The sequence below is a fragment of the Pedobacter changchengzhani genome (assembly GCF_004354365.1).
Lineage (GTDB): Bacteria > Bacteroidota > Bacteroidia > Sphingobacteriales > Sphingobacteriaceae > Pedobacter > Pedobacter changchengzhani.
In genome coordinates this window covers 26,412-52,846 of sequence record NZ_SJCY01000001.1, presented here as the reverse complement: position 1 = coordinate 52,846, position 26,435 = coordinate 26,412, and the positions used below count along the sequence as shown (strand labels likewise).

Below are 26,435 nucleotides of genomic sequence, written 5' to 3'. Positions count from 1 at the left end.
CGGCGGCACCAATGACTTTTTAAATTTTTGGTATCCCGTCAGGCTGATTTGGATTGTTCCGATCTCGTATATTGTTGATTTGAACACATAATTGTTCTAATTGCGATAAACTGCCACCAGTATTAATATTTGTTAATGCTTGATTGGTTAATTGCCTCGCTTTATTAGCATCCTTCCAAGGAAGGTCCGAAAAATTCTCATCGATATATTCAATATATCCTTTCTCTCTATCACCCTCATCTCTAAATTGGTCAAATAGAACAATCATTAAATTGTTGATATTTTCTTTTACTTCATTAGCTAATTTAATATCTTTTTCTTTTAGAATCGTTTCGATATAAACTTTAAATTCATTTAACTGCCTTCTAACCCTGTCTTCGTTTATATTTCCCCATAAATTACCTTCATCAATTTTTTCAATTAATTCTTCAGCATCATAATAGGCTGTCTTCAATTCAGACTCAGCTTTTGGCCATTCAATGTCAGCTTCATAATTATCTAAAATATTACGTATTTTCCTTAAACTATTTAATATCTTCATTTTACCGTCTTCACTACCACTCTCATTTTTTAGATCTGCTTTTAGCAATTCTAAATCTGATAAACATTTGTCTAATTCTGCAATATGATTATCCCCTAGAAGTACTTCCGCTCTTTTAATATCTGAATTAATCTCAGAATGAAGCCATTTCTCGGCCACTTTTTGTTCAACTGTAAATTCTACATCGACCTCCTCAGTATAATCAATAACTGGAAAAAATACTGAACAAATTGGCTTTGCGCCAGATGAGTCAAATGTCAAAGTAATTTCTACATCTGAATTTGCAGGAACAACTCTCGGTATTGATTCGCCTGTAATTACCACCTCAGTAACAAAGTTACTCTGAAATGAATTTTTACCTTCTGCACCGTCTGATCCTTGAAAAATTGGTATTCTCAACACGTCGGAAACTTTACCTGCTGTGAGTTGCTTTGGTGTTTTTAAACCTTGTGGCGTAATGCCGACTGCTCCTTTTAAAATTTGATTTTTTTCAAGACCTTTCAAGCCTTTAAATACAGTTATTTCCTTTTTACTATCCCAAACCTGCACGCCAATATGGTAAGGTAGAGGTGCAGAAGGAATGTGAATATCTGTTATAGTTAAATTATTTGGTTCACAAGGTATTCTATCACCTTTTTCGTCAGTTAAAATAATTGAAAAATAATTTGAATCGTTTTGATTTAACAAAACCTCAATTAACGTTGCTTTTTTATCGCTAATAAGTGTTTTGTTACTTGAATATGCTTTGTCTCCTCTTTCTATGGTTGCAAATACTTTTTCGGGGATATTAAAAGTAGTTAATGCTGAATTAATTTTAATATTGATTAAGGTATCTTCATCTACAGTTGCAGACTCATATTTTAAATCTAATGCTATGGTTCCAGAAGGTGGTGCCGGTTGTGCCATACCAATATCTTTTGTAGAAGCATAAATTGCTGCTCCTGTAGCCACTGAAGTCATTTGATTTTTAGCAATTACTTTGTCTGTAATTTGATCTTTTAACATTTGTTGCAATATTGGCGAATAAGTTGGCCCACCAACCAATATTATACAATCAATATCTTTACCTTTTAGATTTTTCTTTAATAATACTTCTTTTGTTATGTCTATTGCTTTTTGAAAAATAGGTTGAAAAACCGGTTCTAAATCTTCTTGATTAATATCTATGCTCAAAGCCAATTCATTACCATCTTCGTCATTGGCACCTATCTCATCCGGAAAACAAGTGATATCTGTTGAAGAATTAAAAGACAAATCAATTTTTGCCTTTTCTGCAAATGATTTCATTGCATTTCTCAAAATTTCTCTTTTGTCTTTATCTGCAAGTATACCTTCTATAGAATAATTTTCTTTTAAATATGGTAAAATTATTGCGTCCACAATGGCTAAATCTAAGTCTTTACCACCTAGTTCATTGTTGCCATCCGTGTCTAACACCTTCATTATACCTTCATCAACAGTTACAAGTGCAGCATCAAAAGTGCCACCGCCAAAGTCAAAAACCAACCATTTACCATTTTTTTCTTTAGAATCTAATCCGTAGGCAATAGATGCGGCTATTGGTTCTTGCAATAGTTCAATAACTTCAAAACCAGCTAAACGAGCAGCATTCATCGTAGCTTCGTTTTGTGCCATTGTAAACATTGCAGGAACAGTAATTACAATTGATTTAATTTGCTCATCAGTTACAAATGATTTTAGTTTTTTAAGTACTTCTGCTGACAGTTCTTCAGAAGTAAAATCTTTATCGAGTAAAGAACTACGGTATTTTACATCTTTACCCATTGTTCTTTTAAACTCTATATAACTACTTGAATCATCCTTACCAAATGTCTTCAATAATCGAAGTTTATCTTTAATGTTTGCTGCATAGGCCGCGTCTCCGACGATGATATTTTTCCTTGGATTAACTGCTACGCTTGAAGGCATTGTATCTTTTTGTAAATCAGTTTGAATAATTTTTGGTTTGCCATTTTCCATTCTGGCAATTGCCGAATTGGTTGTACCCAAATCAATACCATAATCTATTTTATTTCTCATTTGTAATTCTATTTTATGATTTATTATTCTCCAATTGAAACATCTACCTGCGCTGCTTGTATTTGCTCGCCTTTGAACTTAACTTGTGGTTTTATAATTCTTGAAATTATCTCTTCACCTTTGGATAGTTTTGCATTAGGGACATAGCCAACAACTGTAACTTTCATCCCATCATCATATTTTTGTCCAAGTAAGTCTACAATTTCGTACTGTTCAGCTCTAAATGTACTTACAAGTCGTTTTACTGAGCTTTTTAGTGCTTTTGAATCTTGACTATTGGGATCGAGCGAATTGGCATAAGCATTAATTCGTGTGATTTCATCAGCTACTTTCAGTGGCATAGTATGATCAATGGGCTTTACATCAATTTCGCCAATGTTGATGTCTGTACTTTCTATTCTTTTGATTTGATTTTCTAAAATTTCAATAAGTTTCTGTTCCAATTTTACATTCACTTCTTGCTGTTCTTTTTTTGATTTTTCTATTTCAGAAACAACATCTATTTTTAATGAGGCTTTATTATCAGCAAATTTTTCTTCAACTTCAATTTTATCTATTTTTTGTTTTTTACTTAAAAACCAATACAACACACATGAAAGAAGAATGGCTAAAAGAACACCAATAATTCCAAAGAGTGAGTTTTTACTTAAGGATTTAGAAATTTTAGAAATGTTTCCAGCATTTTGGTCACCTGTTTCTTTTATTTTTAATCCTAATTCATTTGCAGTTTGAGTTATTGCATCGCCATTGGTTTTAGTTTCATTTCTCAAACTATCAATATTTTTATTGACAGTTTTTAGTTTAATATTTGTTGTCTCTAACTGAATCTTTAGTTTATTATTTTCCAATTGAAGTATTTTAAGCTTTTCATTTAAAGGCTTAATTTCTTTATCTAAATCTTCTTTCGTTATCTGTGCAAATGCACTAATCGAAGAAAACAAGAGTATTGTGAGTGTTATTTTGATTTTCATATTAGTATTCTGCATTTTGTATTTTCAATTTTATGTCATTTACTATCTTCTGCTTATTATTTAATTGCGAAATCTTCTCTGTACCACTTCTTCTTTCTATAGTAGTGATTTTCTGTTGCTGGGCATTTATTTGCTTTTCTCTATCAGAATCACTTCTTAAAAATTGCCATTCTTTTATCCGATCCATTTCAGTTTTTGCATTTGATATTTCAGATTTAAAAAAAGTTGTATTTTGGGTGTCCTTTAAATTAATTTCTGCTCTTCGTAAATCATTTTGTAGTTTTTCTTTTGGAGATAACGTAGAAATTCCAATTTGATTTGCTATTGATTTAATTCCATCTAAATTTTTTTGATAATGGATTTTTAAGGCAGCATTCATATCGAAAGTGCCAAGTTTAAAGGACACATCTAATGCTTCTGTAATTAAACTTTCAAGTGATGCACTTGCTGAATGTTCTTCTAGTTTTTTGTTTACAGCAGCTACAAGCATATTTTGTGAATTTTGAACAACAGAGCTACTTAAATTAATGTAAAAATCATCACTTGCTCCAATTGCCTGTTTTATTTTTAAAAGCTTGGGTTTGCATATTGTAATTAATGAATTGGCATTATTTACTGTATCATTCGAGGATTGAAAGTTTTCAAGTCTATTTCCAATAAATTCAAATTCTTCTTTAATTTTATTTAACTTTTCTCTTTCCGGTCTTTCTCTAATATATCGTTCAACAATCGGTGTGCTTTCATTAATTCTCTCCTTTACAACGCTTCCGAGCACAATAATTTTTGCTTTTTTATTTAAGTCTAAAGCAATTTCTCCAACCTCTGTTCCTGTCTCGTGAAAATGATTAAAAAGATTAATACTACATTGCAAAACTTCATTTGCAACTTTGTCTGATACTGAAATTACCTTAATGTTAGTTTTGCCAAGAATTGAAACGATTGAAGTTAATAAAGGCTCTATATTGTTATACAATTCATTCCCATAATCTCCTGCTTTTGCTGGGTTTGCATTTTGTTTTTTCCTTGTCTCTTCAATTAGCTTTTCAATTTGTGCAATGGGTTTTTCAACAAAATCTTTTAGAAAATCTTCTTTTGCAGAAAATACTTGCTTAATAATTATTTTTAGAAATTGATCGATGTTTATTTTATTGCTTTTTTCAATTTCTACTAGTATTTGATTTAAAAAAATAACTTGTAATTCTTTTTTGGTTGTTTTATAAGTTTCGTAAGTTGCTAGCTCTTTGAAGTCCTTTATAAAATCACTCTCAAGAAATTTTAGTTTTAGTGAAATGCCTTTTTCCAAATGACCATCAACAACTAAATTTTTAGAGAAAGCAGAATTTAGAAACAAAGTCGACCAGTTAAAAAAAGCAGAAGCATTTTTTTTAGCTATTTCTTTATTTTCTACATGTTTACCCCAAATTTGAGCAGCTTCTTTTATCAGCCCATCTTTCAACGCATCAAACGCAGGCTCATCTGTAATAGAATTACCATTATAAAACCAAAAAAGTGCTGCGTTCATTTTGTCGCCATCAAGATTTAGTTTAGACGCTGCATCTGTTACACTCTCAGCTGTTCTAACTATTTTGCCAAGTGCAGGGAAACTAAAGTCATCTTCTGGCTCTTGTTCTGCTTCCATAAATTGTTTCAGTCGCTTCGTTTGCCGTTCCTGTTCTCTTGCTGTCGCTCCAACAAGCAGACCAACTGTTCGATATGGGTTATTTAAAATTGTGAGCATTTTTATTCATTTTAATAAATTGAATTAAGTATAAGCAATTACATATTTCACTATGCCGAAGTTGCTGTTTAAGTGTCCTAATTTCCCAAAAAGAAGTGTCTGCTCTTTTCTCTTTTACGAAACGAAACATGATCAAAATCTTGAATTTTTGGTTTAGCGAAAGTACATGGAATAAATATCCAAAATTTGAGGAGCCTTAATTTTTTAATCATATTCAGTATTAGTGACGTGTTTTTTATATTTACCAGGAAATTATCTAATAAACGAATCTAATAAAATTTTTTAGTTTTTCCTCAAAAACGGGAGATTGCCCTCCTCCATCCCAAGAATAGGAACAATCCCCACATTTTAAATTGAGAGCAAGCGTTAACAGTATATTTTTTTTGATCTAATTAGTTTTCTTTTCTATTTAAATATTTTTAGGAAGCATACACACGTATTCTCATCCGCATAACACCTCAATAATTACTTAAAATACCCTCATATCTTAATAATAACCAAAGATAACACATCAAAAAATACAAAACTTACGGGAAACCGTACTATTGAAATTATTTTTATTTTAAAATATTCAGACGTAAGGTTAACAACGCTTTAGCTTGCCGAATCTATTTTGTATCCGAATATGAAAAATAGGAATTCTTATTGTCCTCATCATAAAGTAAACTGATGTACAGTCTCGTTCCTCCATCCAAATAAGCAGTCCAAGTGGTGTCTGAAGTAATTACATACTTCTTATTGTACTCTTCTACCTGTCCATTTAATTTAATATTGTTAAATGGTATCTGTATCACCCAATCCGAAAGCGATGATTCACTATCAAAATAATATGCAAAGGTTCCATAAAAAAAATCGGAGACTATATATTTTATACCCTTATTTGTGCTATTTCTAGTCCAAACATTATCAGGGTGCAAGCTTTTTATTTCAGATTCACTTAAACCTAAATGGGCCTGCCCAAATGAAATGATGTAAGCTAAAGTTAATAAAACGGAAAGTATTATAGTTTTCATTTTTTAAAGGGTTAAAATTATTTTAAATTGATATGAGTTTTAGCATTAATATGACCTGTTTCGATGTACAAAACCAAAGATAATACATCAAAAACCCTAAACGTTACGGGAAACCGTAATGTCGGGGATATTCTGCCAAATATTGCCTTTTTGCTTAAGCGCGCCCTTGCAAGCGAAACCTAAATTCTTTCTAAAATTTTAATTTTCCCCTTTCAAAGTGGGGCGAATAATGATAGTTTTTTAAATCAGATTACTTTTCTATCCTTAACATAAGCAATTAAATGCTCGTTGCTAGATAGATTTAGGGTCGTTTTAATTTGACTTAAGCGTTTCTCTATACTACTTAAGCCGGCGGGCACAACATTGTGCTTTTTAAAATAAATAGGAATATCTTTTTGCGCGGTTCCGTTAGCAAGCAGTTTCAGCAATACCGTATCGTAATCGGTAAATTTAAAAGGGGTTTCGTCTTTTACCGTTTGTTTCAAGTTATTAGAAAAATATTTCTTGCCATTGGCCAAAGCTTCAATAGCTAATTTAAGATCCTTTGCATCGTGCCTGGCTTTGGGTATAAATGCATCAATATCTAACTCCTTCAACAGTAATTGTGCAACATGCGCTCTGTTTTCTATCGAAAATACCAAAGTTTTCATTTTTGGCTGAATTTCCTTCACGGCTTTAATTAAATCTACACCGGTTTTTAGCAATTGTGGTGTATCTTCTTCAAATGATAAATCAGTTATCAATAATTCGTACGGTTCGTTCTCGGCTATTGCTTTTTCAATACGTTTTATGGCATCATCACAATAGTAAACATAATCCCTACTGTCGTAAGGAATACCTAAATCTGTTAACGATTTTTGTACAGAAATACTTACGCTTTCGTGGTCTTCTACAATTAATACTTTTTTAAACATGTTCCTTTAATTTATAAAACAGGGAAAGAAATATTAATCTTTAGTCCTTTCTCTATTTCGGTATCAAAGGTAATTGTACCATTAATAGTATTTATACGGGTTCCCGTATTGGTAAGTCCATTTTTACACTGAAGTGCCTTGGCGATGCCTACACCGTCATCTTTATAGTTAATTTTTATATTATTATTTTCTCTTTTAAAATTTATTTCCACTTCTTTGGCATGGCTGTGCTTATTCATGTTGGTCATTAGCTCTTGCAAAACACAAAATATCTCCAATTTGCAAACTAAGTTTACACCTTTCCAAATCGTTTCTTCGTTATCCTTTACTACTACTTTGGTGGTTGCCGAAGCGTAAGATTTTAGCATTACATTAAGTTGTTCGGAAAAAATATCTTGCGTTCCTGCTTCAATGGTTTCATAAGAAATATCACGCGAAATATCGTAAATCACTTCCAACTTATCTAAAATATCATCTTTAGTAAGGTGTGGCACATTTTCAACTTCCGTCATCACCTGATAAACTTTATTGGCAACACGGTCATGAATTTTCTTCACATATTTTAACTCCGTATCTTTTACCTCGAGGTCTTTCTGTTGCTTCAATAGCTTATTTCTCTTCTTAAACCACAACACCGTAAAAATAATACCGATTGCTAAAATAGCCAGCATAAACCATTGCATAAATATACTGCTTTGCTTCTCTGCATTTTCTGCCTCCGATTTTAAAAATTCTGCTTTGTGTTTTTCTGTTTCATAGCGGATTACGGCAAACTGATTTTTCGCTTTCGTATGCGCATTTTGCACGCTATCATCTAACTTGGCGTAAAGTATAAAATAGGGCTTTATCTCATCCAACTTACCAAGCCTAATCATTTTTTGCAAAGCTTGAATTTGATCGTTGGCACTTTTTAACCTCTTCGATGTAGCATACATTTTTCGTGCATACCGCAAGGCGGAATCTGGATTTTTATTAGCGTAGTAATCTGCCAAGTGGGCAAAACTGGCGTTCTGTCCCGATAAATCTTTCGCATTAACCCGCATTTTAAGGGCAATTTGCAATTGTGGTAGCGCGTTATATCCTGGCTTTTGCAGCCACTTTGTAAAAGCCAAATTGGATAATATTCTGGCAAATTCTACCTTGTTTATTGGTTGTTTTAGCAAAGGTTCATATATCGCTATTGCTTTGTTATAAGCAAGCTGGCCTCGGTATATGTTTGCGATATTATTTTTTACAACGCATTTGGCTTCCTCATTTGACGCATATAAAAGCGATTTTTCGTAAAAATAAATTGCCTTGCTATAATTGGTTAAATAGTGCGAGGCGAGGCCCAGGTTGTTATAATTACTCTCAATATAGGGATACTGTTCCTTCTTAGAGGCATTGAAATATTGGATTGCATTTAGTGCCGACTCCTGCCCACCAAAATAATCGCCATTTTCTGTAGAAATAATGCCCATATTAAGGAGGCATTTAGCCGTGCCTAAACTATCTTTCGCTTTTATAAATCCAATTTTGGCCTTATCGAAGTAAAAAAAAGCACTATCCATTTTGTTCTCATCTTTAAAATCAAATGCTTTATTATAAATATCACCGTCACTTCTCCAAGCAACAACCGAGGTTTTTTTACAGGCTATTAAAAACAATAAGGCTATTAATGGAGTGAGACGATTCACGTTGAATTTTTAAACTAAGTTAAAAATTATTACAACATTATTGGCCAATTAAAGCGGTAATTCTTTGTTTTAGAATTACCGCTTTATAAAATAAGGAAAATTTAATCTTGTCGCCTTGGCGGATTAATTTGTCCATTTTCACCACTAACAGGTTTTGGCCCGTTATCTGATTCATCCACATTACTGCGATTAGCTGTGGCTGTGTTGTTGTTAATATTGGTTTGTTTCGGACTTGAAAAAGTTAACAAAAGCGCAAAAAAGATTTGAAAAAACATCGTTAAAAATTTAGAATAGAAATACATGGTAGGGCACCGCGAACCGTTTCACAGCGCTTGCTACATTTGTAAATCAGAAGGCCTTCTGAAATTTTTGGGATTTTTTTGAGTTGTCGAATATGGGCGCTAAAAATTAAATCCCAAATCAATGATGAACAGCCACATCCGTTACTCATTTTGAAATCAGTTTTTTGTACATTTAACCCAAATCGCGATTGGCTTAATTACTGATTGCGAAACAAATGTATAGGGGCTTACAGGATTAATAAAGCATGAATTCCGGAAATTCCGATGATTCCAGTAATTCCTTTTAGTGTTCTGGAAATTCCATTAAATATGAAAAAATTAATACGCTCAAATGTCTGAAGCATATAGAAAAGAAGTTCTCCAAGCCTATCAAAACAGAAAAATATCAGGTAAATTATCGCCAAATTTAACCTCGCCGACAGGTGCTAAATTAAAGGCAGAATGTGCTATCGTTTATAGCGAAAGACCATCCATAAAAGATGATGAAATACTGAGATTATTTTTTACCGTTCGGGATAAAGATTATACCAAAGGGATTGAGCATTATGGTATCGACGGATTTAAACAACTTGTTAAAGTTTTAAATGGGAAAGATATTAAAATTGGATCCAAATATATCGAACTTTTGGCATGGCTAATTGATTTTCAACCTCGCCCTTATCAACTAAAAGATGCTTATGCAGTTTCATCGGTTGGCGAAAAATCTTTAACCTCCAATCAATCAGAAAAGCCCAATTTACCTGTACATAGCGGAGAAGAAAAAAAGCTAGGTGGTAATAATTTTATCACTGAACCTGAAGCGAATGCCAGGCCTAAAATTAAGTTTAACAAGCTTATTTTGGCTTTGGTCTCAATAACTATTATGGGCATTATTATTTATTTTATTGCTAAACCAAAATACATGTATTGGAAAGTTGACCGTTACGAAACCATGGCTTTTTACAAAAAGGTTGGCGATACGCCTATTTTGGAAATCGATCACTTTAAAGCAAAGCACTTAAAAAAAATTACTCAACCAGATACGTTGACAGAAAACGCTTTGGGCAAAGTTTGGTATGTAAAAGTGAATGTGGATAGTGCAGAATTTTATACTTCGAGGGGAGAATATCCATTAGATACCAATAAGGTTTTGAAACCAGTAACAAAATACATTTTAGCTAAATACGTAAAAAAATAGCCTTTAGGAGATTTTCCTAAAGGCTAATATTTACTAAAAATTTTCTCAGGCAGCGCATAGAGAAGAATCTATTTTGAAAACCTTTTCCTTAATCGATTCCTCCAAAGTCGGAATGACAAAGACAAAGTCAGATTTAATAACCTGAGTTCGATTATTAATATTCATTTTTAATGGGCTAAAGAACGTTTTGGTCAGCTTGGGCGTCACCCTGAATTCAGTTCAGGGTCTTTATTGAAAGAAAGATGCTGATCCCGAAAATCGGGACAGCATGACGATGAGCCTAAGTTTAACACCAATTGAGCATAATCTCCAACAAAACAAATATCGAACTAAAGCTAAATAGATTCCTCCAAAGCCGGAATGACAAAGACAGATTTAATAGTTGTGTTAAGATTAATACAAAAGAAATGATAAAAAGCTCATCACCTACCTCACTACACTTCCATTATCGAAATTTGTAGTTGGTGCCACAAAAACCAATTTTCCTGCTGCATTTTCGGCCATTAAAATCATTCCTTGCGATACAATTCCTTTAATTTCTCTTGGTGCCAAATTAACCAATAAACTTACTTGTTGCCCAATTATATCTTCGGGCTTGTAATGCTCGGCAATGCCAGAAACAACCGTTCTTTCATCCAATCCGGTATTTACGGTAAGTTTTAGCAGCTTCTTTGTTTTTTCAACTTTTACGGCAGCAGTTATAGTTGCCACCCGAATATCCATTTCGCCAAATTGATCGAAATTTATATTTTCTTTTGCTGGCACAACCTCGGTTACCAGCGCATTCGTGGCTTTACTTTGGTTTAATTTTTCTATTTGGAAATCAATTGCTGCGTCTTCAATTTTATCGAAAAGCAAAGCGGCTTCGCAAATTTTATGACCACGCTTAATTAATTTTGCCGATCCTGCTTCCTCCCAAATATGTCCGCCACTTTGTAGCATATTCATCAATTTCTCTGAAGTAAACGGCATAAATGGTTCCATCAAAATTTGCAGGTTTACGCAAATTTGTAAAGAAACAAATAAAATGGTCCGCACTCTATCTTCATCTGTTTTAATCAGTTTCCAAGGTTCGGTTTCTGCCAAATATTTATTTCCCAAGCGGGCAACATTCATTACCTCACTTAAAGCTTCTCTAAAACGGTAATTCTCTATCGAAAATGCAATCTTATCGGGGAACAATGCCAACTCGTCAATCACCGATTGATCTTGGGCTGTAATTTCCATACAGGTTGGCACCACACCATTAAAATACTTATGGGTAAGCACCATTACCCTATTTACAAAGTTGCCCAATATTGCAACCAGCTCATTGTTATTTCTCGCCTGAAAATCTTTCCAAGTAAAATCATTGTCTTTGGTTTCGGGTGCTGTAGCCGTTAACACATAACGTAAAACATCTTGTTTCCCCTCAAAATCTCGCAGGTATTCATTTAACCAAACCGCCCAGTTTTTCGATGTAGATATTTTTTGTCCCTCTAAATTCAAAAATTCGTTCGCGGGTACATTATCAGGAAGTATATAACCGCCATGCGCCATCAGCACCGCTGGAAAAATAATACAGTGGAATACAATGTTATCTTTCCCGATAAAATGCACCAATTTGGTGTCTTCTTCTTTCCAATACTCTTCCCAACCGCATTTATCAGATTCTACAGTACGAATGTAATATTCCTCTGCCATCGGATTCCAAACATCAAGCTTTGCGTAATTACAAAGCTCTTTGGTGGCAGAAATATAACCTATTGGCGCATCAAACCAAACGTATAAAACCTTGCCTTCTGCACCTTTAACCGGAACTTTAATGCCCCAATCTAAATCTCTCGTCATTGCCCTAGGCTGTAAACCTGCGTTTAGCCAACTTTGGCATTGGCCGTAAACATTTGGACGCCACTCTTTATGGCTTTCGATATACGTTCTTAACTGATCTTCGTATTTATCTAAAGGTAAAAACCAGTTTTTGGTCTCTTTTAGAATGGGCTTATTACCTGATAATGTAGATTTTGGATTGATTAAATCTGTTGCATTTAAAGTAGAGCCACAATTTTCGCATTGATCGCCGTACGCATTTTCGTTACCGCATTTTGGGCAAGTGCCTGTAATATAGCGATCTGCCAAAAATTGCTTTGCCTCTTCATCGTAATATTGTTCAGTTACTTCTTCGGTAAAAACGCCTTTATCGTAAAGGTTTTCGAAAAAATCTGAAGCTGTTTGGTGGTGTGTTAATGACGATGTACGGTGATAAATATCGAAAGAAACCCCGAACTCTTTAAAAGAATCGCCTATTATTTTATGGTATTTATCTACCACTTCTTGTGGCGTAATGCCTTCGCGCTTGGCCTTTAAAGTGATGGGCACGCCATTCTCGTCAGATCCACAAACAAATTTCACATCTCTTCTATTCGAGCGTAAAAAGCGTGCGTAAATATCTGCAGGTATGTAAACGCCAGCCAAATGGCCAATATGCACTGGCCCGTTGGTGTATGGAAGCGCCGCCGTAACGGTATATCTTTTTATTTTACTATTATCCAAAACATTTAATTATTTTGTCAAATATAAGAAAAGAATAAAGAGCAAGGAATAAAGAATAAAGACTAAAGCGAAAAGACCAAAGCTATTTGTGCCGTAATAAAAAGCCCCTTTGGGGTTTGGGGATAAAAGCTAAACAACCAATAAAGACATGAACACAACACAACCACCATATTTAAAAAAAGGCGACAAAATTGCAATTGTTTGTCCGGCGAAGAAGCTATTAAAACCGATTGACCATGCCATAACCGTTTTAAAAGATTGGGGATTGGAAGTTGTAATCGGTAAAAGTGTAACTGCAAGCTACAATCAATTTGCCGGAAGCGATGAACTTCGTGCTGCAGATTTACAACAATATTTAGATAATCCTTCTATAAAAGCGATAATTTGTGGTCGTGGAGGTTATGGAACCGTTAGAATTATTGACGATTTGGATTTCAGCCATTTTGAAAAAAACCCTAAATGGATCGTCGGTTTTAGCGATGTTACAGTACTTTTATCTCATGCCATAGCGCAATTAAATACACAGTGCCTCCATGCGCAAATGCCCTATACTTTTGATGATGCAACGCCCGAATCGCTATTGTCTCTACAAAAAGCACTTTTTGGCACCAAACAAGAATATAGTTACAAAAGCAAATTTGAAAATAAAGCTGGCAACTGCTCCGGCATATTAATTGGCGGAAACCTTACTTTATTGTGCATGCTGCAGGGTTCGGTTTCGGAAATGGATTTTACGGATAGAATTTTATTTTTAGAGGATGTTGGCGAACATGAATATTCAATTGATAGAATGTTACGAATGCTGAAAAGAGCTGGTAAACTTAAGAATTTGAGTGGATTAATTATTGGTGCTTTCAGCGATATAAGCGAAGAAAAAATTCCTTTTGGACAAACTGCCGAAGAAGTCATTTTTGATATCGTTAAAGCATATAATTATCCTATTTGTTTTAACTTCCCAACCGGACATATCGATAACAACCTAACCATGATTGTTGGCGCTAACGTAAAATTACAAATTGAAACACATAACGTAAACTTAAAATATATTTAAAATGGCATTATTAGAGCGATTGAACAAATACCGCAATACTGGTTTACTTATTTTAAGAGTAGGCATTGGTGCGATGATGATTGTACATGGTTTACCAAAAATTGCAGGTGGCGTAAAAACATGGACTGCCATTGGCGGAGATATGAAAGTTTTGGGAATCGATTTTTTACCTGCGTTTTGGGGCTTTATGGCTGCCGCAACTGAAACTTTTGGTGGGTCTTTATTGGTAATCGGTTTTTTATTTAGGCCGGTAAATTTGATGCTTCTTTTTACGATGGTAATTGCAACCTTGCATCACCTTAAAAATGGCGATGGTTTGTTGGTAGCCACTCACCCTATTGAATTGGGGATATTATTTTTTAGTTTAGTTTTAATTGGGCCTGGGAAGTACAGTGTGGATGGGAAGTAGGTATAGCTTTCAATAAATAAAAAAAGTCGGGCACAATACCCGACTTTTTTTATTGTTAAAAATTATGCGTTAGTAACCTGGGTTTTGCGTAATGTTCGGATTAGAATTAATTTCATCCTGAGCTATTGGCCAAATGTAACGTGGGTCTGTATAAGGTACGGCAGCTTTATTAGCTGGCGTAACTGGTCTGAGAACTACATCATAATTAGAACCATTTGCAGCAAGCGAAGTATTTAAAACTTTTGCTGGCACACCACCTCCCAAAACCTTGAAAACAGGATCTTGAGATAATCGAGTGATGTCTGGCCATCTTCTTCCTTCACCAGCAAATTCAATTCTACGTTCATCTAAAATAGCTTGTGTTAAAGAATTTTGAGTTAAGAAATTCGCAATTGTAAATTGATTGGAAACTGGCACAGCTCTGTTTCTAACTGCATTCAATAAACTTAAAGCTTTAGTATCTAAAGCTGAAGTTCTTGAATACGCTTCAGCAACGTTTAGAAGAACCTCTGCATATCTAATGATTGGTGCAAAATCAGTCTTTGTCGTTACGTCTCTATACTTATAATTGAAAAAATACTTGGCTGTAGAAGTGGTTTGTTGAATTTGTAGCAAAGATCTACGTGTATCTCCAGTAACCCAAAAAGCAGCGTTGTACAGGTTAGGGTTTGTAGCCACAAGATTCCTTCCTACTTCGGCAGTTAGGGCATTTGCTGCTGGGCCAAACATAGAAGGCAATGCACCGTTAGTGCCACCGTTTGAAGCCGATCCATTTTCTATAGAAAAAATCGATTCGGTGTTATTTGCAAATGATGCGAAAGGGCCATCAACACTACTAGTTAACATATAATTGCCATTTGCAGGTGCGCCAGTATATGGGCTAGCTGCAGCAGATGTGCCTAATTTTGTACCTTCGGCTATAACACCTGGAAAATCATTCATGTGCAGTTTTACACGTGTTTTTAATGCAATTGCCGCACCTTTTGTAGCTCTTGTAAAACCTTTAGATGAAATGTTAACTGGCAGGTTTGCTTCTGCAAAGTCCAAATCGGCTAATATTTGAGTATAATCTTGTGCAACAGTACCACGAGGAACGGCCAACTGCGTCGCCACCGCGTCAGCAGAATTAACTGCCACTAACCTCAAAGGCACACCAGGATTAGAACCGCTTCCATCAACATAAGGTCTGCAAAAATCTATCACCAATTCGTGATAAGCAAGTGCTCTTAAAAATCTAGATTCGCCAATATACCTATTCGCAACTGCCGGCGCTAAAGTACCTGATGCAAGTGCTTTAGAAACACCATCAATTACAATATTGCATTGATTAACTACAGCATAAAGATTGGTCCACATGTTTACATTATTTGCTGATGATGAGGTTATAATGCTCTCATAAGTCAGCTGATAAAATGTAGCAATGTTTACCATATCTTCTCCACGCATTTCTGACTGCTCAATTGAAGCCGCTCCAAAAGGATAGCCGCGACCTGCACCACCGTTGTACGTGCCTACAGTTGCGGCATTGTAAACGCCAACCATAGCAAGCTCAATGTTCGCCGCTGTAGAAAATGCTGTAGATTCTGATAGTGAACTTCTCGGGTTTAATTCTGTGTACTTTTGGCATGAAGAAATCGTTAACAGAGAAAAAATGCATACAGCAACTGCCCCGCTCCTTAAAATATTATTATTTATCATTTTCATATCTGTAGCTATTAAAATCCAACATTTATACCGACAACAAAAGTGCGTGATTTAGGATTTGTATTAAAATCTAAACCTGCTTGACTATTTGTGGTAACGGATTGATTCAATTCTGGATCTAAACCAGAATAATTTGTAATTACAAAGGCGTTCTGCACTTGTGCATAAACCCTAACTCTGCTTAAGTTTACTTTACTTACTAAATTGTCTTTAAGGGTATAACCTAAAGTCATGTTCTGACCACGAATAAATTTACCATCCTCCACAAATCTAGACACAGCATTTGCAGTTAAGTTGATAAAACCTTCTCTACCATAGTAAACTTTTGGAACATCAGTTACTGTATTTGTAGGTGTCCATCTCTGTAGTATCTCTGTACCGTTATTTAAGAATTTTTGATTAAGCAAGCTTTCTTGACGTGTAAGGTTAAGAATTTTATTACCCCCAGAAAATACTAAATAAATACTGAAGTCGAAATCTTTGTAACTTACCGTATTGTTTAATCCACCATAATAGGTTGGATTTACACCACCCAAAAGTCGCTTATCAGATGCACCTAACGGTGATACTGCAACTGTTGGCAAAGGGTTTGCCGGGTCGTATGCAAAATAAGACTGACTGGCAATATTTCCTTGAATAATCTGTCCATTACCTCGCTCATATAGTGGGTTTCCATTGGCAGGATTAACGCCTGCAAATTGGAATCCGTACAATGATCCGATAGATTCTCCTACTCTGTTGATATTGTAACCTAATGCCTGAAGTACATCTGCATTATTGTTAGCTAATTGAGTTATTTTGTTCTTCACCAATGTTAAATTAACATCAGATGTCCAAGTAAAATTTTTATTTTTAATATTGACTGTATTTACAGAAAATTCAAAACCTTTGTTAGTCATCTTACCTACGTTTTGGTTGATACCATTTCCTGGTACACCCAATGAAGGTGCGGTTGGCGCAAAAAGGATTAAATTATCAATATTGTTTTTAAAATAGTCTGCAGTAAAAGTTACTCTACTATCAAACATTGCCAAATCGATACCTACATTATATTTCTTGCTGGTTTCGAATTTCAATGAAGAGTTACCCGCCTGATTGTAAATTAATCCACTCTGACTGCCATAGGTTGATGCCCCAAAAGTACCAGCGAAAGGATAATTTCCAATATCCGTATTACCAACTTTTGCATAACCGCCTCTAATTTTCAAATCATTTATAAACTTTAAACCCGAAGCATTTGCAAAAAATGCCTCTTTAGATAATCTCCATGCAATTGATGCACCTGGTAAATTAGCCGTTTGATTACCAATAGGTAAAGATGATATCTTATCTGACCTAAAAGTTGCACTTAACAAGTACTTATCCATATATCCATAAGTAGCCCTTGCGAAGTAAGATTTGTAAGCATTTTCAGAAACACCACCACCTAAGCCAAATGTAGCTTGAGGGAATGAACTTGAGATGATATTTTCACCACCAAAAAATGTACTAGAAATTTTTGTGCCTTCAGCATAAAATGAACGATACTTAGACTTTTGAAATTCTAAACCCCCGATTAAGCCAATTTTATGTTCGCCAAAGGTTTTGTTATATGAGGCGGTATTTGTCCACACGTATCTGAAAGTGGGAAGATATTGCTGAAAAGAATATCCACCATTACCACGTCCATCTCCATGTAACGGGCTGTAGTACTGATAATCTTCACCGTAATTTGCGTTGGTTGACAATTGCGATTTTACGTCTAACCCTGATAATATGTTGATATTAATAAAAGCGCCACCAATTAAGTTTAAGGTTTGATTCCTAAATATATTATTATCTAGAATGAACTGAACATTGGTATAACCGTCATCAATGTCTCTAATGTTTGGTCCTTTACCTAACCTACTTAAGTCGGCGCTAAAATTGTAACTTCCATCTGGGTTAAATGGTGTAGAGTTTGGTAATGCTCTTATCACATTTCCAACATTGCCAGATAAACCATTTGTATTTACGTTTAAGCCAAAATTACGTGTATAAGTAATGTTTGCGCTTGCACCAAAGGTAAGGTGATTGTTCAACGTCTTTTGCTCTAACTTAGAAAAAAACTGATATTTAGTTTGGTTATTCGCCTTTAAAATACCATCGTAATCTGCATAGTTTAACGAGAAATAGTAATTAGATTGTTCTGTAGCTCCGCTATACGAAAGCGCTTGATTATGCTGAAAGGCATCTTTTCTAAAAACTACATCTTGCCAATTTGTATTAGTACCGTCATCTACTGCTCCAATCGCAGCCGAAGAATTTGTCAGCTTTTCATTTGCAATGGTTACAAATTCTGATGATGACAATAGATTAAAACGTTTTGCAGCGTTAGAAGAACTGAACCAAGAATTATAATTAACCTTAGGTTTACCCGCAACACCTTTTTTCGTTGTGATGATTATTACACCACCAGATGCCCTTGAACCATAAATTGCAGTAGCGGCACCATCTTTTAATACATCAACGCTTTGAATATCGTTTGGATTGATATCGCCCAGTGGATTGGTAGCTGTAACACCACTCTGATTTCCAGTAACAATTGGCAAACCATCAACCACATAAAGTGGATCCGAACCATTAGAAATACTATTAGTACCTCTAATTCTTATCCTTGGAGGCGAACCCAAAATTCCGTTAGAAACCGTAACTTGTACCCCAGTAACCCGACCAGCCAATGCTTGATCGAAACTCGGAACAGGAAGATTTGCCAACTCAGCACCAGAAACACTACCAACGGATCCCGTTACGTCTTTTCTTTGAACCGATCCGTATCCAACAACAACAACATCTGTTAAAGATTTTGCATCGCCGATTAACATCACATTTAAATTACCCGAACTAGGGGCAGTTAATGTTTGAGTTAAATATCCAATCGATGAAAACTGTATCGTTTTCGCCTGACTAGAGATTTTTAAAGTGTACCGTCCATCGGCTCCTGAACTAGTGCCGCCTGTAGAACCAACAGGTTTAATTGATACACCTGGAATTGGTAAGCCATCATTCGACGTTACCTTACCAGTAATTGTTCTATCTTGAGCCATTGCAGCACCTGCAACGAACAACAAAATGAACAAACTTTGTAGAAGTTTTTTCATAATTAAAATAGGTTTGTTAATGGTTTATAATAATCTGCTAATATAATGTTATGGCAGCATAATAAAAATAATTTTCAAAATAATATATCAAAGATATTACAAATGACTTAATAGTCTCATTACCAATAATTTGGCAATAAATAAAAGCCGTTTAGAGGGGGAAATAGTGGCGTACATAATACGCTAAGGGTACCATACACAGCCGATAACTTCGATTTTACGCGTAAAATTTACATTTCACTATATTTTGTTGAATTTAATTACAGTAAAATATTGTTCTTTTTTACTTGAAGCTTTGTTTACTTTAAGTATTTATGGGGCAATAAAAAAGAAATAAAAGATGGTATTAGTAAAAAGGCTAATTCTGTGCCTTTTTTAGCCAAATATCGAAGTTGAACGCGAAAATAATATAAATTGTTACCAATAGAGAGTGAATATTCGGCAACAAGCAATTATTTACCATTCAAATATTTCCATTTTTAAGGATAATGGGGTAATTATTAAAAATTATGGGGCAAAGACGTTACCAAAAAATTGAATAACTGAATAGATTAAAATTCTGAAGATGGTTAATTTAGAACATCCAAGTAAAACGCTTTTCTCCAGACGCTCTTTCACTAAAATTTATTTTTGCCTTTACACTAAATACAGATGGGTAGGTTTCACCTTTATAATTTGCTGGAATCCAATCTATATCAAAGTTTTTTTCTGAAATTATTAATCTTTTTTTGACCGGAATACCATCTGCTTTATAAGCAACCTCGTAACTAACATTACCTTTCGCATCGATCTTAGAATTAAGGTCTACATCTAAAATCCCTTCAGCATTTTTATTCTCCGCCAATATCAGTCGTCTAGCTTCTGTTCCAAGTAAAGATATATATTCATCTATAGACACAATAGGAACAGGAATAGTTGCTTTCTCCTTATTATCTTGGTTTTTAGTAATAACCTCTACACTTAAACGATTTATACTCATTGTATCCAAAAACAACAACTTTTTTTGATCATAATTGTAACGTAAAAATAAATTACCATCATCATTAAAAGCGTACCAATTTCCAATACGATTACCATCTTTATAAGATCCGCGCAAGGTTATCTTTTCATCTCCAGATCTTGTAATTATGTAAGCACCATTTAACTTTTTTGCTTCATTTAAGTTGTAAACAACTTTAGAATCATCACTAAGGTTACCTGTTTTTTGAGTTTGTGCTACACCTCTAAATGCGCAACAAAATGTAAGTAACAATAAAAGGAAAGGCATTTTAATATTTTTCATACTTTAAACTTTATATCTGCTTGTAAAGATAACTTAAAATGGAGAAATTAACAATGCTTCTTTTACAAAAAAGGCCTTCCAGATAATTCTGAAAGGCCTGTAATATATTCAGATAATTATCTATCTCCGATACGAGTCCAAACCTCGTCGAACGTTGTTCTTACATTAGGTGCAGCAGGTACTACACTTGGTTGAGTCAAGTTATACTTCACGTTAAAAACAGTTGCACTAACTCTTGCATTTGCACCTGAGGGATCTAATCTTCCACCTCTTGTATTAGCAGGATTCGGCTGACCAGCTCTATTTGTTACACCAATAACTTTATCCGTAGCAGGGTCAAACTCAAAAATAGCAGAAAAACCACCGTAATTTGAGAGTGCGCCACCATTTGAGATCAATGCGTAAAAACCCCCAAAAACATCAGCGTCATATACTGCACACTTAGTTGCAGATACTGTTCTTAGCTGATAATGCACAGGGCCATCGCTCCCTAAAGCATCATTAATGTGAGTGAGTGCTGGATTTATTATGTCAACCATTGTACCTGTAACCGAATAAGTGCCGTCATACTTATTCTTAGCAGATACACTAAGTAGAATAGTATTAAAATTTCCGCTTATAGTACCGAAAGATACAGATTTAATTGTAAGGGGTAAGACCTCAGATTTAGAAAAATCAAAGGCAGATGGTTTTAGCATTACGTTAAATGTCGCTTTACTTGTGCCCGCTTTAATCACAACCTCAGTAACTGGCAACGTATATCCCGCTGGGTTTAACAGTACAAAACTATTACTAGTAGCTGTATTATACTCATTAATATTACTCACATCGCCAACAGCAAACTTCACAATAATATCTTGTGGTGCTGTAGCTTGTGGCCCAGAATAACTAATTGTTATTGGAATTGAGGGTGTGGAAGTTGCCGCGTAAGAAAAAGAGTAAAGAGGATGTGGCGTTCCACTTGCAACAATGTCTGAAGGATTGCTAAACTCGATTACGTTAACACCTTTGTCAGGATCCAATTTTACGCTATTGTCTTTCAAACATGAACTAAAGGATACTATAATGAGCAAAAGTGCTACAATTTTAAAAATATTTTTCATTTTTTCTTTTTTAATTTAAGTCCCAAAAAATTAGTGAACCAAATTTATTGATCCCGGTAGGCACATTTGCTTTGTTCAAACTAAACTCTTGCGCTGGATAAAGGACCCGTGTAGGTAATTTATCAATATGGGTGGAAGCAGATTGCTTTGAAGCAAATGTTTGAATAGGGTCAGAAGACCCGTTTACTATTTTCGGATAGGTTGTACGTCTAAATTCGCTAAATGCCTCATCGTTATTGATCATGTTTAAAGCTATGTATTTTTGAGTAATAATTGCTTCAATTTTTTGATCTGGAGTAGCTGCCAAAGCAAAATTAACCAAATAAGAACCAGAATTATCAGATAAATAAGTGGCTACATCTGCATCCACATCTTTAGTTGGATCTACTGTATTATCTACCGTTTTATACAGATATTTAAATGATTGTTTAATTCCTTCATTAAAAGCCGTAGAGGCAACACCGGTAAGATATCCACGCGCATAGGCTTCCGCCTGTAAGAAATTACTCTCCGCCGCTAAAATTAATACTGTTCCTTGAGTAGGACCTTTCACTACACCAAGGTAGGTGCCGTTCTTATCTCCAGTAATCCAAGCAGAGCCGTCTGCCGATGCGGGAGCCACACCTGCTGATTCATCGCCTAATTGGTTAATTATTGAAGAAGGAAAACCTCTATAAATAACTTCCCCACGACCTGGATCAGTTAATTTAGATCCACTGTAAAAACTGTAAATCCATCTAGTTGGAATTCTACTTGTAGTGGTATTGCTACCATCTGTTCCGAATCCAATACTGTTATATATCGGACTAGGCTTATTCACTTTCTCATAACCAGGATTTACAAGTGCATCGTCTACTAAAAAACCAATAGAATTTACGGTTGCTGCAAAAGCGGTAGTAGTATAAGCTTGCAAAGCAGGCACGCCAGCCATTTTAATTAACATACGTAATCGAACGGTATTTGCAAACTTTAACCAACGGTTCATATCGCCACCGAATAATGGATCACCAGCTTTAGTTATTGCAATTGTAGTTGCAGCGCTAATTCCCGTTTGGATGTCTTTTATAGCTTTATCCAAGTCGGCAATACAACCCTTATAAACATCTTCTCCCTTATCATACTTCGGCGTAAAATTACCCGCGCCCTTTAATGCTTCGCTATAAGGCACATCATTAAATTGATTAACCAACCGCTCAAAAGTTAGGGATTTCATAATACGACCAATTGACGTTGAAAAAATCAAAGTCGCATCTGCAGAGGTATTGTCGATTACGTATTGAAAATCATTTGCGTTATCGTAACTATCCAACCAAACACCTTGATAAGCGAGATTACCAAAATCATAAGTTACCGTAACGCCAAATCCTCCAAATCCTCCTGCGTTTGCTCTCGCTCCAGAAAAATCTGCAAAATTTATGTTCGTATTACTCGCAATAGTCGCTGCGCCTACAATGGCTTGTGGCAACACTAAATTAGGTGTTGCTGCTGTTAAGCTGTTTGGATTGGTATTAACGTCCAAGTACTTTTTACAAGAACTTGCGCCAATAACCAAAACACTTAACACTATATATTTAAAATGTTTTTTCATATTGTTGTTATAAAGTAACTGTTAAACTTAAACCATAATATCTTCCTGGAGGCGTTTGGCTCAAACCGTTAAAACCTATTGCATTACTCGTTGAAGAAAATGCACTATATTCTGGATCTGTATATACATTAGACTTTGGTACAAAAAGGAATAGATTTCTACCTTGAGCACTAATTGTTGCTCCTTTTATATATTTAACTCTATTGATCAGATTTTGTGGCAAATTATAAGACAACGCAACTTCCCTCAATTTCCAAAAAGCTGCCGAATAAACGTAATTAGCTGCCACGCCACTATTGCGATCGTTCGTGTAAAATTCTGTTCCACCACTACGTGTAGTGATGTTCGTATTAGCCACGTACGTATTTGTAATAGGATCTAGATATGATGAATTTGGCACTACGAAACGCTCCCTATTAAAATAAGTAGTTCTGATACCAGTTCCAGAAAAATCAAAATCAGGTCCAGTACCTGCATAAATCACGTTACCAGAACGGTATTCGAACACTGTAGAAAATCTGAATCCTTTATAAGTTGCAGACATATCTAATCCTAAACGATACTTAGGCTCAGTAACACCAAGTGCACTTTGACTTTCAGTTGCGCTTGGATATCCTGTGATTGCATCAACAATAATCCTTCCTTTATCATCTGTTTTATATGTAGTTCCTGTTAGTAATGGGAAAGATTCGCCAATCTTAGCAAATAAGGAAGCATTACCAAAAGTTCCTAATCTCAGTTCGTCGGAATTATTGCCAAGAGACAATACCTTATTTTTATTATACGTAAAATTACCCCCAACGCTTACTTCCCAATCGTCAGTTTTAACTGGGACCAATCTTAAAGATGTCTCTACGCCTCTATTTCTAACTTCACCAGTATTTGTAATATATCTGGTAAAGCCTGAGGTTTGCGATACTTGAACCGGGATAGTCTGATCAACGGTATTTGATTGATACATTGTAAAGCTAAGTGTCACTCTAGATTTATACATTTCTAAATCAAAACCACCTTCAACTTGTTTTGTAATTTCTGGCTTTATGTTTGGTGCAACTACTGTATTACCAACACCAAAACTTGGTACACCTGCATAAGGATAGCCGTATTGCTGATTGAAAGTAGGAGTAAGTGCATAAGCACCCAAATTAAAATCCCCAAGATTGATCTGTCCTACTTGAGATATACCTGCTCTGATTTTTAAACTAGAAATTGTTTTAGATTCTTTTAGAAAAGAAATCGCATCAGAAGCAATAAATGAAATATCTGCTGCAGGATAGAATAAAGACTGATTTTGAACAGGCAATATAGATCGCCAATCATTTCGTCCAGTTACGTGTAAGTATAAATAATCTCTAAAACCTAAACGCACATCTCCATAAATACCATATTGGCGAACTCTATAATTGTTTTCAGATCCAAAAGTGTTCCCCGTTGTGTTGGACACATTATATAATCCGGGTATTACAAATACAGAAGATGACGCGTTTATATTTTTCCCTATATTGTCTCTTGAACTCGCGCCTAAAAGGGCATTTAAAGAAAAATCTTTGCTAATTTTTTTAATATATTGAACTTGAAATTCAGGATTTAATTGCGTGGTGTAAAAAGCACCGTCGCCAACGCTCCCCGGTCTATCAACCGCAATAGATGTACCACTTAAACCTTTTCTGTAAGCAGAATAAGTGTATTTATCAACATGAGATTTATTAGATCCATTTCTGGTCGCAATGCTAACCCTAAATAAAATAGTTAAATCTGTAATTGGCTTATATCTTAACTGTGCACTACCTGTTAAGTAATCGTTTCTCGTTAAATTTCTTTCGTTGCCTAAAACGAAATACGGGTTATCAAAGTACTCGTTGTAGTAACCATCAGGAGTGGAAAATTTATCTGTTTTATAATTTGCGTAAGTTGCTAAAGGAATCTGACCTGGAGTTTGCAAAACTGTAAAAAACGCTTGGCCTGCATTACCTAAGTTATATCTGTTTTGAACATAATTGGCGTTAAAATCAAAATCAAACTTATCTGTAAACTGTCTGCTTCCATTTATACGGATTGAGAAGCGATTGTATTTGTCTCCGGGAACAGTTCCCTTTTGGTCAAAATATTGAGACGATAGGAAATATCTACTTTTTTCATCTCCAGAAGATACACTAAAATCTGTCTGATTATTTAATCCTGTATCCCAGAAATTATTTTTACCCGTCTTTTCGTCAAATGAATAAGGAACTGTTTGAATAGAACCATCCACTGTAGGCTTACCAATAATTCTTGGCACACCGTCAAATGCAGGGCCATATTGTTGATTCTCGAAAGGCGTATAGCTCGGCACATCATCGGGTGATGTTCCCGAACCAAACCTTTTTTGAAGTTTAGGCAAAAAAGCAATGGTTTCAAAGGTTGTAGTTTGCCCAACCTTAATAACAGGTACACCAGCTTTTCCTTTCTTAGTTGTAACGATAATCGCACCGTTAGATGCATCAGAACCATAAAGTGCTGCCGCGCCGGCTCCATTCAAAACCTCAACATTTTCGATATCTTCAGGATTCAAATTTCCCAAAACAGCTGTAGGAACAATAACGTTATCAACCACAACTAAAGCCTGGTTATTTCCCGTTAATGATCTGTTACCACGAAGCACCAAACGAACATCTGGGTTTACACCCGAACCAACAGCATTTACTTGCAAACCTGCAACTTTACCAGTTAAGGCACTTGCCACATTAAATGCTTTCCCTTGCGTTAATTCCTCTGCTTTAACAGTAGTTGCTTGATTACCTTGTTGCCTACGTTTAATACTTACACCACCAGCTGTGATAACAACTTCATCTAAATTATTTGAATTAGATTTTAGCGCAACAGTAACAACGTTGCTTGCAGGAATAGCAATTTCTTTAGCATCGTATCCCAAAAACGATATGACTAAAGTCTTACCAATTGCTGGCACTTTCAGCGAAAATTTACCATTAGCACTTGTTTGAGCGCCTAAATTAGGGATTTCTTTTACCCGCACTGTAGCACCCGGAATAGGTAATCCATCTTCTTGTGATGTTACCGTACCAGTAATTGTTCTATCTTGAGCCATTGCAGCACTTGCAACAAACAACAAAATGAACAAACTTTGTAGAAGTTTTTTCATAATTAAAAAATAGGTTAGTTAATAATTTATAATAATCTTCTAAAGTAACTGTAGAAATTTTAACGCGCAAATTTTATTTAACATTTTTTAACATAAAACTGTAAAACATCTTATATTATTGATTTATAGATATTTA

17 protein-coding genes are annotated in these 26,435 nt (G+C 35.0%); 3 read left to right on the top strand and 14 right to left on the bottom strand.

Annotated features, from left to right (window positions below):
- Positions 1–19: 19 nt before the first annotated feature.
- The 7 genes from EZJ43_RS00185 to EZJ43_RS16975 all read right to left on the bottom strand — a co-directional run bounded on the left by EZJ43_RS00185 (position 20) and on the right by EZJ43_RS16975 (position 9,168).
- The gene (locus EZJ43_RS00185; protein WP_133260640.1) at positions 20–2,581 is read right to left on the bottom strand and encodes an Hsp70 family protein; all 2,562 of its coding nucleotides are present in this window, start codon (positions 2,579–2,581) and stop codon (positions 20–22) included.
- A 23-nt stretch (positions 2,582–2,604) separates the two neighbouring features.
- Positions 2,605–3,552 carry a coiled-coil domain-containing protein gene (locus EZJ43_RS00180; RefSeq protein WP_207924538.1) on the bottom strand — a complete coding sequence of 316 codons (948 nt, stop codon included), beginning with the start codon at positions 3,550–3,552 and terminating at the stop codon, positions 2,605–2,607.
- 1 nt (position 3,553) lies between these two features.
- On the bottom strand, positions 3,554–5,290 hold the full coding sequence (locus EZJ43_RS00175; protein ID WP_133260638.1) for a hypothetical protein: 1,737 nt from the start codon (positions 5,288–5,290) through the stop codon (positions 3,554–3,556).
- A 608-nt stretch (positions 5,291–5,898) separates the two neighbouring features.
- A complete protein-coding gene (locus EZJ43_RS00170) occupies positions 5,899–6,303 on the bottom strand; it encodes a hypothetical protein (protein ID WP_133260637.1) in 405 nt (134 codons plus the stop codon).
- A gap of 245 nt (positions 6,304–6,548) precedes the next feature.
- The gene (locus tag EZJ43_RS00165; protein WP_133260636.1) at positions 6,549–7,217 is read right to left on the bottom strand and encodes a DNA-binding transcriptional response regulator; all 669 of its coding nucleotides are present in this window, start codon (positions 7,215–7,217) and stop codon (positions 6,549–6,551) included.
- A gap of 11 nt (positions 7,218–7,228) precedes the next feature.
- Complete coding sequence (locus EZJ43_RS00160) at positions 7,229–8,893, bottom strand: tetratricopeptide repeat-containing sensor histidine kinase (RefSeq protein ID WP_133260635.1); 1,665 nt, start codon at positions 8,891–8,893, stop codon at positions 7,229–7,231.
- Positions 8,894–8,994: 101 nt separating this feature from the next.
- Complete coding sequence (locus EZJ43_RS16975; RefSeq protein WP_165953051.1) at positions 8,995–9,168, bottom strand: hypothetical protein; 174 nt, start codon at positions 9,166–9,168, stop codon at positions 8,995–8,997.
- A 358-nt stretch (positions 9,169–9,526) separates the two neighbouring features.
- Between EZJ43_RS16975 and EZJ43_RS00155 the strand changes: the two genes are divergently transcribed.
- Positions 9,527–10,372 (top strand): hypothetical protein, encoded by an 846-nt coding sequence (locus tag EZJ43_RS00155; RefSeq protein ID WP_133260634.1) that lies wholly within the window; start codon positions 9,527–9,529, stop codon positions 10,370–10,372.
- Between the two features lie 426 nt (positions 10,373–10,798).
- On the opposite strand, the gene metG is transcribed toward EZJ43_RS00155, so the two are convergent.
- On the bottom strand, positions 10,799–12,904 hold the full coding sequence (gene metG / locus EZJ43_RS00150; RefSeq protein WP_133260633.1) for a methionine--tRNA ligase: 2,106 nt from the start codon (positions 12,902–12,904) through the stop codon (positions 10,799–10,801).
- Between the two features lie 148 nt (positions 12,905–13,052).
- Here metG and EZJ43_RS00145 point away from each other — a divergent pair, with 148 nt between their 5' ends.
- Positions 13,053–13,955 (top strand): S66 peptidase family protein, encoded by a 903-nt coding sequence (locus EZJ43_RS00145; RefSeq protein WP_133260632.1) that lies wholly within the window; start codon positions 13,053–13,055, stop codon positions 13,953–13,955.
- Position 13,956: 1 nt separating this feature from the next.
- The gene (locus EZJ43_RS00140; RefSeq protein ID WP_133260631.1) at positions 13,957–14,364 is read left to right on the top strand and encodes a DoxX family protein; all 408 of its coding nucleotides are present in this window, start codon (positions 13,957–13,959) and stop codon (positions 14,362–14,364) included.
- Positions 14,365–14,433: 69 nt separating this feature from the next.
- Here the strand turns inward: EZJ43_RS00140 and EZJ43_RS00135 are convergent, their stop codons facing one another.
- The 6 genes from EZJ43_RS00135 to EZJ43_RS00110 form a co-directional block, all read right to left on the bottom strand.
- Entirely contained in the window at positions 14,434–16,068 is a 1,635-nt protein-coding gene (locus tag EZJ43_RS00135; RefSeq protein WP_207924537.1) for a RagB/SusD family nutrient uptake outer membrane protein, read from the bottom strand.
- Positions 16,069–16,079: 11 nt separating this feature from the next.
- On the bottom strand, positions 16,080–19,187 hold the full coding sequence (locus EZJ43_RS00130; protein ID WP_133260630.1) for a SusC/RagA family TonB-linked outer membrane protein: 3,108 nt from the start codon (positions 19,185–19,187) through the stop codon (positions 16,080–16,082).
- A 574-nt stretch (positions 19,188–19,761) separates the two neighbouring features.
- A complete protein-coding gene (locus tag EZJ43_RS00125) occupies positions 19,762–20,469 on the bottom strand; it encodes a hypothetical protein (RefSeq protein ID WP_133260629.1) in 708 nt (235 codons plus the stop codon).
- Between the two features lie 116 nt (positions 20,470–20,585).
- Positions 20,586–21,572, bottom strand: a complete 987-nt coding sequence (locus EZJ43_RS00120) for a DUF1735 domain-containing protein (RefSeq protein WP_133260628.1) — start codon at positions 21,570–21,572, stop codon at positions 20,586–20,588.
- A gap of 10 nt (positions 21,573–21,582) precedes the next feature.
- Positions 21,583–23,160 (bottom strand): SusD/RagB family nutrient-binding outer membrane lipoprotein, encoded by a 1,578-nt coding sequence (locus EZJ43_RS00115; protein WP_133260627.1) that lies wholly within the window; start codon positions 23,158–23,160, stop codon positions 21,583–21,585.
- A 7-nt stretch (positions 23,161–23,167) separates the two neighbouring features.
- Positions 23,168–26,299: a SusC/RagA family TonB-linked outer membrane protein gene (locus EZJ43_RS00110; RefSeq protein WP_243718007.1), complete on the bottom strand. Its 3,132-nt coding sequence runs from the start codon at positions 26,297–26,299 to the stop codon at positions 23,168–23,170.
- Between the last annotated feature and the right edge of the window lie 136 nt (positions 26,300–26,435).

Excerpts from the sequence above, each read along its gene's own strand:
- EZJ43_RS00175 (WP_133260638.1), bottom strand. The coding sequence starts at position 5,290 with ATGCTCACAATTTTAAATAACCCATATCGAACAGTTGGTCTGCTTGTT.
- EZJ43_RS00180 (WP_207924538.1), bottom strand. The coding sequence starts at position 3,552 with ATGAAAATCAAAATAACACTCACAATACTCTTGTTTTCTTCGATTAGT.
- EZJ43_RS00115 (WP_133260627.1), bottom strand. The coding sequence starts at position 23,160 with ATGAAAAAACATTTTAAATATATAGTGTTAAGTGTTTTGGTTATTGGC.
- EZJ43_RS00125 (WP_133260629.1), bottom strand. The coding sequence starts at position 20,469 with ATGAAAAATATTAAAATGCCTTTCCTTTTATTGTTACTTACATTTTGT.
- EZJ43_RS00145 (WP_133260632.1), top strand. The coding sequence starts at position 13,053 with ATGAACACAACACAACCACCATATTTAAAAAAAGGCGACAAAATTGCA.
- EZJ43_RS00170 (WP_133260637.1), bottom strand. The coding sequence starts at position 6,303 with ATGAAAACTATAATACTTTCCGTTTTATTAACTTTAGCTTACATCATT.
- EZJ43_RS16975 (WP_165953051.1), bottom strand. The coding sequence starts at position 9,168 with ATGTTTTTTCAAATCTTTTTTGCGCTTTTGTTAACTTTTTCAAGTCCG.
- EZJ43_RS00165 (WP_133260636.1), bottom strand. The coding sequence starts at position 7,217 with ATGTTTAAAAAAGTATTAATTGTAGAAGACCACGAAAGCGTAAGTATT.
- EZJ43_RS00135 (WP_207924537.1), bottom strand. The coding sequence starts at position 16,068 with ATGAAAATGATAAATAATAATATTTTAAGGAGCGGGGCAGTTGCTGTA.
- EZJ43_RS00110 (WP_243718007.1), bottom strand. The coding sequence starts at position 26,299 with ATGAAAAAACTTCTACAAAGTTTGTTCATTTTGTTGTTTGTTGCAAGT.
- EZJ43_RS00140 (WP_133260631.1), top strand. The coding sequence starts at position 13,957 with ATGGCATTATTAGAGCGATTGAACAAATACCGCAATACTGGTTTACTT.
- EZJ43_RS00130 (WP_133260630.1), bottom strand. The coding sequence starts at position 19,187 with ATGAAAAAACTTCTACAAAGTTTGTTCATTTTGTTGTTCGTTGCAGGT.
- EZJ43_RS00120 (WP_133260628.1), bottom strand. The coding sequence starts at position 21,572 with ATGAAAAATATTTTTAAAATTGTAGCACTTTTGCTCATTATAGTATCC.
- EZJ43_RS00185 (WP_133260640.1), bottom strand. The coding sequence starts at position 2,581 with ATGAGAAATAAAATAGATTATGGTATTGATTTGGGTACAACCAATTCG.
- EZJ43_RS00155 (WP_133260634.1), top strand. The coding sequence starts at position 9,527 with ATGTCTGAAGCATATAGAAAAGAAGTTCTCCAAGCCTATCAAAACAGA.